Source organism: uncultured Senegalimassilia sp., from assembly GCF_934632265.1.
Lineage (GTDB): Bacteria > Actinomycetota > Coriobacteriia > Coriobacteriales > Eggerthellaceae > Senegalimassilia.
In genome coordinates, this window is record NZ_CAKTYH010000089.1 from 1 (window position 1) to 8,103 (window position 8,103).

At 64.2% G+C, this 8,103-nt stretch carries 6 protein-coding genes; 3 read left to right on the forward strand and 3 right to left on the reverse strand.

Annotated features, from left to right (window positions below; all coding sequences use genetic code 11):
* Positions 1–1,522, reverse strand: a 1,522-nt coding sequence (locus tag Q0H50_RS07055; RefSeq protein WP_294420862.1) for a SulP family inorganic anion transporter, incomplete at its 3' end; no start/stop codon positions are given.
* A gap of 337 nt (positions 1,523–1,859) precedes the next feature.
* Between Q0H50_RS07055 and Q0H50_RS07060 the strand changes: the two genes are divergently transcribed.
* On the forward strand, positions 1,860–2,507 hold the full coding sequence (locus tag Q0H50_RS07060) for a type IV toxin-antitoxin system AbiEi family antitoxin domain-containing protein (RefSeq protein WP_294420864.1): 648 nt from the start codon (positions 1,860–1,862) through the stop codon (positions 2,505–2,507).
* A gap of 168 nt (positions 2,508–2,675) precedes the next feature.
* Here Q0H50_RS07060 and Q0H50_RS07065 read toward each other — a convergent pair whose 3' ends face one another.
* Positions 2,676–3,662 carry an AraC family transcriptional regulator gene (locus Q0H50_RS07065; protein WP_294420867.1) on the reverse strand — a complete coding sequence of 329 codons (987 nt, stop codon included), beginning with the start codon at positions 3,660–3,662 and terminating at the stop codon, positions 2,676–2,678.
* A gap of 168 nt (positions 3,663–3,830) precedes the next feature.
* Between Q0H50_RS07065 and Q0H50_RS07070 the strand changes: the two genes are divergently transcribed.
* On the forward strand, positions 3,831–5,726 hold the full coding sequence (locus tag Q0H50_RS07070; protein ID WP_294420869.1) for an ABC transporter ATP-binding protein: 1,896 nt from the start codon (positions 3,831–3,833) through the stop codon (positions 5,724–5,726).
* Positions 5,723–7,483: an ABC transporter ATP-binding protein gene (locus Q0H50_RS07075; protein WP_366936649.1), complete on the forward strand. Its 1,761-nt coding sequence runs from the start codon at positions 5,723–5,725 to the stop codon at positions 7,481–7,483. Before Q0H50_RS07070 ends, Q0H50_RS07075 begins: the two co-directional genes overlap by 4 nt.
* Positions 7,484–7,563: 80 nt before the next feature.
* On the opposite strand, the gene Q0H50_RS07080 is transcribed toward Q0H50_RS07075, so the two are convergent.
* Entirely contained in the window at positions 7,564–8,001 is a 438-nt protein-coding gene (locus Q0H50_RS07080) for a DUF2442 domain-containing protein (RefSeq protein WP_294420871.1), read from the reverse strand.
* Positions 8,002–8,103: the final 102 nt, after the last annotated feature.

The following is an 8,103-nucleotide window of genomic DNA, read 5'->3' on the forward strand; positions in this document are numbered from 1 at the left end:
GCACGCCGTTTTCCGCGCAGTACTCGTACAGGTTCTCCAGCGCGTTCATGCCCGTGGCGTCCAGCGAGGGCACGCCGCGCATGCGGATGATCAGGTACTTCGTGAAATCCTTCACCGAGATGTCGGAGATGCGGTCGGTCATGCCGAAGAACATCGGGCCGTTGATCTCGTACACGCGCACGCTCTTGGGCAGCTCGCGTAGGTGCGTGACCTCGGAGTCCTTGTCGCAGAAGTACGTCCAGCCCTTCACCTCGGTCTCCTCGGAAACCATCTTCATGAACAGCACCACCGTGATGAGCATGCCCACGGCAATAGCGGTGACCAGGTCGAACACGATAGTCAGCGTGAACGTCAGCAGCAACGTGGCCACGGCGCCGCGCGAGGCGGTGGCGCAAAGGTGGGCGAAGTTGCGCCAACCCGACATGTTGTAGGCTACTTGCAGCAGGATAGCGGCGATGGTGGGCATGGGGATGAGCGCAGCGTAGGGCATCAGGAACACCAGCACCAGCAGCAGCACCGCGGCGTGCACCATGCCGGCGATGGGCGTGCGGCCTCCGCTTTTCACGTTGGCGGCGGTACGCGCGATGGCGCCCGTGGCGGGGATGCCGCCGAACCGCACCGAGCCCATGTTGCCGACGCCCTGCGCCACCAGCTCCATGTTGCAGCGGTGATGGCCGGAAATCATGGAGTCGGCGACCACGCACGATAGCAGCGACTCGATGGCCGCAAGGATGGCGATGGTGATGCCGTTGGCAAGCTCGTCGCGGAACAGGTCCAGGCTGAGCTGGGGGAATTGCAGCGTGGGCAGGCCCGCCTCGATGGTGTACAGGTCGCCGATGGTGTTGACCTGCAGGCCGAACGCGGGCACCATGGCGGCGCCCACGATGACGGCAACCAGCGAGCCGGGGATGCGCTTGGACACCTTCGGCCACAGCATCAGGATGGCAAGGCACACCACGCCCACCAGCACGGCCTGCCAGTTCACCGTGGAGATGTTGGCGGCCAGAGCGCTGATCTTGTCCGTGGTGTCGACGGTAACGGTACCGGTGGGGTACGTCAGCCCCAGCAGGTCCTTGATCTGCCCGATCACGATGGTCACCGCGATACCCGCGGTAAAGCCGGTGGTGATCGTGTAGGGAACGAAGCGGATGAGCGTGCCGAGCTTCAGCAGGCCCATGAGCACGAGCATCACGCCGGCGATGATGGTGGCCGCCACCAGGCCCTCCATGCCGTCGGTGGCCACGATGCCCGCGACGATGGTGGCGAAGGCGGCGGTGGGGCCGGAGATCTGCACGCGACTGCCGCCCAAGAACGCGATCAGGAAGCCCGCGACGATGGCGGTGTAAAGACCCTGCTCAGGGCCTACGCCCGATGCGATGGCCAGCGCGATGGAAAGAGGCAGCGCCACCACGGCCACCACCACGCCCGAGACGACGTCCTTCGGGATCTGGCGGCGCAGCTCCTCTTTGCTGGAGTGCTTGATGATGCTGAATAATATGGGCTTGATCTTGTCTCGCTGCATGGCCTTCGTTTCGCGTCGGGATGGTCGGTTTCAAAGCTCCTGCAACGCGGCCCGCCGGGCGATGGAGACGACAAAGCCCCAACCGGGCCGTTTCCCCGGATGGAGCGTGATGTGTCTTCAGATTGTACGGCATGCCTAGCCGCAAGAGGGTGTTTATGGTAACGCGGCAAAGCCGCCCACCGCCCGACCACACAAAATCGCCAGCAAGAGGGAAGCGTGCGCGAGAGGCCTACGAGGGCGCTGCCGGCGCCGACGCTACGGCCGGATGCGCTTTGAACGATGCGAATATGATGATGCGAGATGTTGCAATTGTAGGGAATCAGCCTACAATTGCAACATGACTAAAAGGAATCACATATCAGCGATCCTGGAGCTCGCGGAATCTGAGGGCGTATTTACCACCGCTCAAGCGGCTAGGCTCGGCATTCCCCGCGATGCCCTGCATGACGCCTGCGCGTCCGGGCTCCTCGAGCGCGTTGCCCACGGGGCATACCGCCTTATAGGCTCGGGATCAAGCGAGACCGATGGGCTTGTCGCCCTCTGGAAGCTCACCAACCCGAAGCTGTTCGCGCATGAACGACTGACAAAATGGGATGGCATATGCATCGGCGGCTCAAGCGCGGCTTATCTCAACGGCATGGGCGACCTGCCTCTTTCGCCATACAGAATCTATTCAGGAAAGCGCATCAACTCTCGAAGCCCATTCGCCAAGTTCGGTGTTCGCCATGTGAACCGAAGGGACGTCTCGTTCGAGCGGGGCATCCCCGTCACCAGACCTGAGCGCACGGTGTTCGACTTGATGCTCGACCGAGAGGATCCATCGCTCGTTGCCGATGCGCTGCGCGACGCCGCATCCTCAAGCGGCGGCTTCGACTTCGCAAGGCTGGAAGAAATGCTTGGCGGCAAATTTGGCAAAGCCAAGGGAGCGTCCCTTCTAAAAGTCCTCCTTGTAGATTCAGGAATTCCGGAAGGAGCGATACGATGACGTACAAGACACCCGCATCTCTTGAGATGGCCGAATGAACAGGGGACGGAGGTGTGTTCACGCGGAACGTTGGCGAGGCGCGATCGGCCCCGGCAGGCAAAACTCCTGCCAACCATCTAACGAAAACGTAGTCTTGCTGCGCAACTCTCGCACGTCGCTCGCTCCTCGCTATCCCTCCCGCGCGTCGCGCCATTCGGTGGGGGAGGTTCCGGTCGCTTGCTTGAACGCTTGCGAGAACGCCGAGGGTCGCGGCCAGCCTAGCCGCGCTGCCACGTACGCGACCGAATTACCGCTTGCAAGCAGGGACTTCGCGCGCTCAATCCGGCGCGCTTTGGCGTATCGCCCGATGCTTTGCCCCGTCTCGCGCGAGAACGCCGCGCACAGGTGAGAGCGGCTTACGAACAGCATGCTCGCAAGCTCGTCCAGCCCGGGCGCGCGTCCCTCGTCGAGCATGCGCTCGATGGCGGCCTGCGCCTCAAGGGCAAGCCCCGACCGCTTGTGCGTCGAAGAGCCGCAACGCGCGGCATCGTCGCCGGCGCACGATGCGGCCAGCGCGGCCACCATCTGCTCGACGCGCGCCTGGATGAGCAGCGCCGAACCCGGCTGGCATTGCGGCCCGGTCCCCAGCAACGCTGACATGATGATGCGCGATTGCGCCTCGTCCCACGTGCCTCCGAACCGCTCGAACATGCCCGAGAACGCGCCTGGCCAGCGTCGATCCAGCTCCTCGAAATACTGCGGCAGAAAGCAGATGCAGCGCGACGAATACAGGCCTCCCCGGCGCAATGTACCGGAAAACGAGCCCGCAGGCTGCACGAACGAGTACAGCGACCCGTCGAGCAGCGCCCGCGGCCGGTCGATCATCCGCGGCATGGTGGCCTTGGAATCCTCCGACACCATGCACACGCACGCATACGCGCTCTCGGGCGACTCGACTAGCGCCATATCGCGCTCCATATACACCTCGTGGCTGAACGCGATGCAGAAATCCCCGACGGGCATGCCCCAGGCCGACCCGCGGCCCCACGCGCTCCGACCCGTGCCCGACCAGCCCTCGCCGTTGCGGCGGACGACGATCCCGAACTGCTCGAGCTGCGGCTCGTACAGCGAGCGAACCGCGCGCGGGATGGCGTTGTAGGCGGAAGCGTCGGACATTCGGATTCGTCTCTCGTTGTTTCGGTTTCGTGCACGCGCTCAGCGGGAATGTTTGCCAAGGCTTCCTTGCATGATAAGTTACGCGAAGGTAACTAGCAAGGGGCATTCCGCGCCGGCAAAACGCCCAAAACGCGCCGCGCAAAAGCCCCGAATAGGGAAGGAACGAACATGGCCGAAGAGGAACCCCGCCCAACACCTCGCCAAACCGCCGGCGAAGCGGCAAACGCCGCCGCCCCGCCAGCAACCACGCCCACCCCCAAGCGCAACGACATCTCCCAGCTCCTCGACTTTGCAGGCAGCAGAAAACCGCTCACGTATCTCGGCCTGGCGCTCAGCGCCGTATCGCAGCTGCTCGGGTTCGTGCCCTACGTGTGCATCTGGCTTGTCGCGCGCGACCTTATCGAAGTCGCGCCGAATTGGCAGGCCGCGCACGGCATCGCCGCGTACGGCTGGTGGGCCATCGGCGGCGCGGTCGCCTCGATCGCGGCCTATTTCCTCGCGCTCATGTGCACGCACCTGGCCGCGTTCCGCACGGCGTCGAACATGCGCAAGCAAACCACCGAGCACCTCATGCGCCTGCCGCTCGGCTACTTCGACACGCACGCAACCGGTGAGCTGCGCCGCGTGATCGACGGCTGCGCCGCCAGCACCGAATCGCTGCTCGCGCATGTGCTGCCCGATGCGGCGGGCTCGATCGCCATGGTGGTCGGCATGCTCGCGCTGCTGTTCGCCTTCGATTGGCGCCTTGGTCTTGCGTGCCTGGTCGCGGTCGTGATCTCGGTCTGCTGTCTCATGACCATGATGTCCGGCAAGGGCATGGAGTTCATGAAAAGCTACATGGGCGCGCTTGTGCGCATGAACGAAACCGGCACCGAATACGTGCGCGGCATCCCCGTGGTGAAGGTGTTTCAGCAAACGGTGCACTCCTTCAAGGCGTTCCACGACGCCATCGCGGACTACGCGCGCATGGCGCAGGACTACGCGGGCACGTTCTGCCGAAAACCGCAGGTCTTTCAGCTGTCGGTGCTCAACGGCCTGGTGGTGTTCCTGCTTCCCGTGGCGCTTATCCTGGCGCCGGGCGAAGCGGATTTCCCCAGCTTCGTGGCCGACTTCGCCTTCTACGCCATCTTCTCGGCGGTCATCCCCACGGCCATGGCGAAGCTCATGTTCATGAGCGAGGCGTCGCAGATGGCGGGCGACTCCCTCGGCCGCGTGCGCGCGATCTTGGAGGCGAAGCCGCTCGAGACCCCCGCGAACCCGCGCGCCATCGAAGGCGGCGACGTGCGCTTCGAACACGTGTCGTTCGCCTACGAAGGCGCCCTAACCAACGCGCTCGACGACGTGAGCTTCGAAGTCCCCGCCGGCACGACCCTTGCGCTTGTGGGGCCGTCGGGCGGCGGCAAGTCGACGTGCGCAAGCCTGGTCCCGCGCTTCTGGGACGCCACCGCCGGGCGCGTGCTCGTTGGCGGCGTGGACGTGCGCGACGCCGACCCGCACGAGCTTATGGACAAGATCGCGTTCGTCTTCCAAATCAACCAGCTGTTCAGCCAGACGCTCGAGGAAAACGTGCGCGCAGCCAGGCCCGATGCCACGCGCGAGCAGGTTCTGGCCGCGCTGCGCGCCGCGCAATGCGACGAGATCGTGGCGAAGCTGCCGCAGGGCATCGACACGCGCCTGGGCGCCGGCGGGGCGTACCTGTCGGGCGGCGAAGTGCAGCGCGTCGCCCTTGCCCGCGCGATCCTCAAGGACGCGCCCATCGTGGTGCTCGACGAGGCCACGGCGTTCGCCGACCCCGAGAACGAGGCCCTCATCCAGCGCGCGTTCGCGAAGCTGGCCGAGAACCGCACGGTGATCATGATCGCCCACCGGCTCTCGACGGTGGTGGGCGCCGACCAGATCGTGGTGCTCGATCAGGGCCGCGTGGCCGAGCGCGGAACGCATGCCGAACTGGTTAAAGCCGGCGGGCTGTACGCCTCCATGTGGGCCGACTACGAGCAGGCCGCAAGCTGGAAGATCGCGGGCGCGCAAACGGAAGCGGCAGCCCTGAAGGGAGGTGAGGCATGATGTTCGCCTCGTTCAAGAAGAAGTACTTCCTTTCGGACAAGGGCATGTCCGGCGTGAAGCGCGGCGTGTTCTGGACGTGCGTCACGAACCTGGTCACCATGGCCGGCATGGCGTTTCTGTTCCTGGTGATGGACGGGTTCGTGAAGCACCTGATCGAAGGCGCCGACCTGCCTGCCGCGGCGCCGTTCGCCATAGGGCTTGCGGTGTTCTTCGCGGCGCTGCTGCTGTCCAATTGGCAGCAGTACTATTACTCCTACTGCATCTACTACGAGGAATGCGGCAATCAGCGCATCGAGATCGCCGAGCGCCTGCGCAAACTGCCGCTTTCGTTCTTCGGTCGGCGCGATCTGGCCGATTTGACCGAAACCATCATGGGCGACGTACAGGCCATGGAGCACGCTTACAGCCATGTGCTCGGCGAGCTGTGGGGCGCCGTGATCTCGACGTCCATCGTGTTCGTGGGCTCGCTGTTCTTCTGCTGGCAGCTTTCGATCGCGGCGTTTTGGAGCGTTCCGGTGGCTTTTGCCCTGCTGTTCGCCACGCGCAAGCCGATGAAGCCGGTGTTTGAGCGCAATAGGATGGCGAAGCTGAAGGTGACGCAGGGCATCCAGGAGACGCTCGACTGCGTGCGCGAGATCCGTGCCACCAATCAGGAGCGGCACTACCTGGCGGGCCTGAACGCCACGATCGACGCCACCGAGCGCGAATGCGCGAAGGGCGAGCTGACCAACGGCCTGCTGGTGAACACGGCGTACGCGATTCTGCGCCTGGGCATCGCCACCACGCTCATCGCGGGCGCGGCCCTTATCGCCGCGGGCCAGATCGACTTCATGGTCATGTTCGCGTACCTGCTGGTGATCTCGCGCATCTACGCCCCGTTCGACCAGGCGCTCGCGCTGGTCAGCGAGCTGTTCGCCTCCGAGACGTCGGCGGCGCGCATGCGCTCGATCATGGAGGAGCCCATGGCATCGAGCACGGCCGAGTTCGCGCCAGCGGGCCACGACATCGAGTTCGACCACGTGGCGTTCTCCTACGGCGCCGGCGACGACGGTCGAGCAGGGGAGCGCGTGCTGGCCGACGTGAGCTTCACGGCGCGGGAAGGCCAGGTGACGGCGCTGGTGGGGCCGTCGGGCTCGGGCAAGTCCACCTGCGCGCGCCTGGCCGCGCGGTTCTGGGACGCCACGGGCGGCACGGTGCGCGTGGGCGGCGTCGACGTGTCCACGGTGGATCCCGAAACGCTGCTGCGCGATTATGCCATCGTGTTCCAGGACGTGCTGCTGTTCGACGACACGGTGATGGGCAACATCCGCCTTGGCCGCCGCGACGCCACCGACGCCGAGGTGCTGGCCGCCGCGCGGGCTGCGAACTGCGACGAGTTCGTCAGCCGCATGCCGCAGGGCTACGACACGAAGATCGGCGAGAACGGCTCCAAGCTCTCCGGCGGCGAGCGCCAGCGCATCTCGATCGCCCGCGCGCTGTTGAAGAACGCGCCCATCGTACTGCTCGACGAGGCGACCGCATCGCTTGATGTGGAGAACGAAACCAAGGTGCAATCGGCTCTCTCAAGGCTGCTAGCAGGCAAAACGGTCATCGTGATCGCGCACCGCATGCGCACAGTCGAAGCCGCTGACAAAGTAGTGGTCCTCAAAGACGGCCAAGTAGCCGAACAAGGATCGCCCGAGCACCTGAAAGCCGCCGACGGCCAATTCGCCCGAATGATAGCCCTACAAAAAGAAACCGAAACCTGGCAACTGTAATCCAAGAAGCGGCGGGGTAAGCCCCGCCGCTGCCGCTTCTCGTGTGAACAGGGGACGGAGGTGCGTTCATGCGGGGACGGTTAAGCGCTTATGGGGTCGCCGTACTCTCGCGACATTGCGCTGCGGTTGACCACCCATTGCTTCCCGAACTTGCGAGCGTCAACTCCTGGGACGATCTTTCCGTACGCGATGGCCTTGCGCAGCGTCGACTCGCTCAGACCCCACAGCTCGCTTGCATCGGAGAACGACATAAGCCCATCGAAGGGAGTCACGACTTCCGTGCCCTCCTCCCAAAGCTCGTCGCAGGAGAGGTCGAGGTCGTCATTCCAGATGATGCCGTAACCGCCCTGGTCGACAGCCACGCTGCCGAAGAGAGCCTCGTCCTCTAAAGCCTTGAAAGCGACAAAACGCTGCTCGAGGGGCCTGACGTCGTAAATCTTTGTGGTGCCGTTTGCGAACTGCACGCTCAGCTTCATATCGGGAAGAGCCGATACATCCTTAACCTTATGGAACTTCATGGCATACCTCCTTAATCGAGAGGATCGTGAGCGTCAAAACAAGCGCGTAGAACGATAAACCTCTCGGAGTTTTCCCGTTTCGGTTGAGAGAACTCCGAGAGG

What these genes read in the sequence shown, in the direction of transcription:
- Q0H50_RS07060 (WP_294420864.1), top strand. Translation starts at nt 1,860, where the DNA reads ATGACTAAAAGGAATCACATATCAGCGATCCTGGAGCTCGCGGAATCT.
- Q0H50_RS07065 (WP_294420867.1), bottom strand. Translation starts at nt 3,662, where the DNA reads ATGTCCGACGCTTCCGCCTACAACGCCATCCCGCGCGCGGTTCGCTCG.
- Q0H50_RS07070 (WP_294420869.1), top strand. Translation starts at nt 3,831, where the DNA reads ATGGCCGAAGAGGAACCCCGCCCAACACCTCGCCAAACCGCCGGCGAA.
- Q0H50_RS07075 (WP_366936649.1), top strand. Translation starts at nt 5,723, where the DNA reads ATGATGTTCGCCTCGTTCAAGAAGAAGTACTTCCTTTCGGACAAGGGC.
- Q0H50_RS07080 (WP_294420871.1), bottom strand. Translation starts at nt 8,001, where the DNA reads ATGAAGTTCCATAAGGTTAAGGATGTATCGGCTCTTCCCGATATGAAG.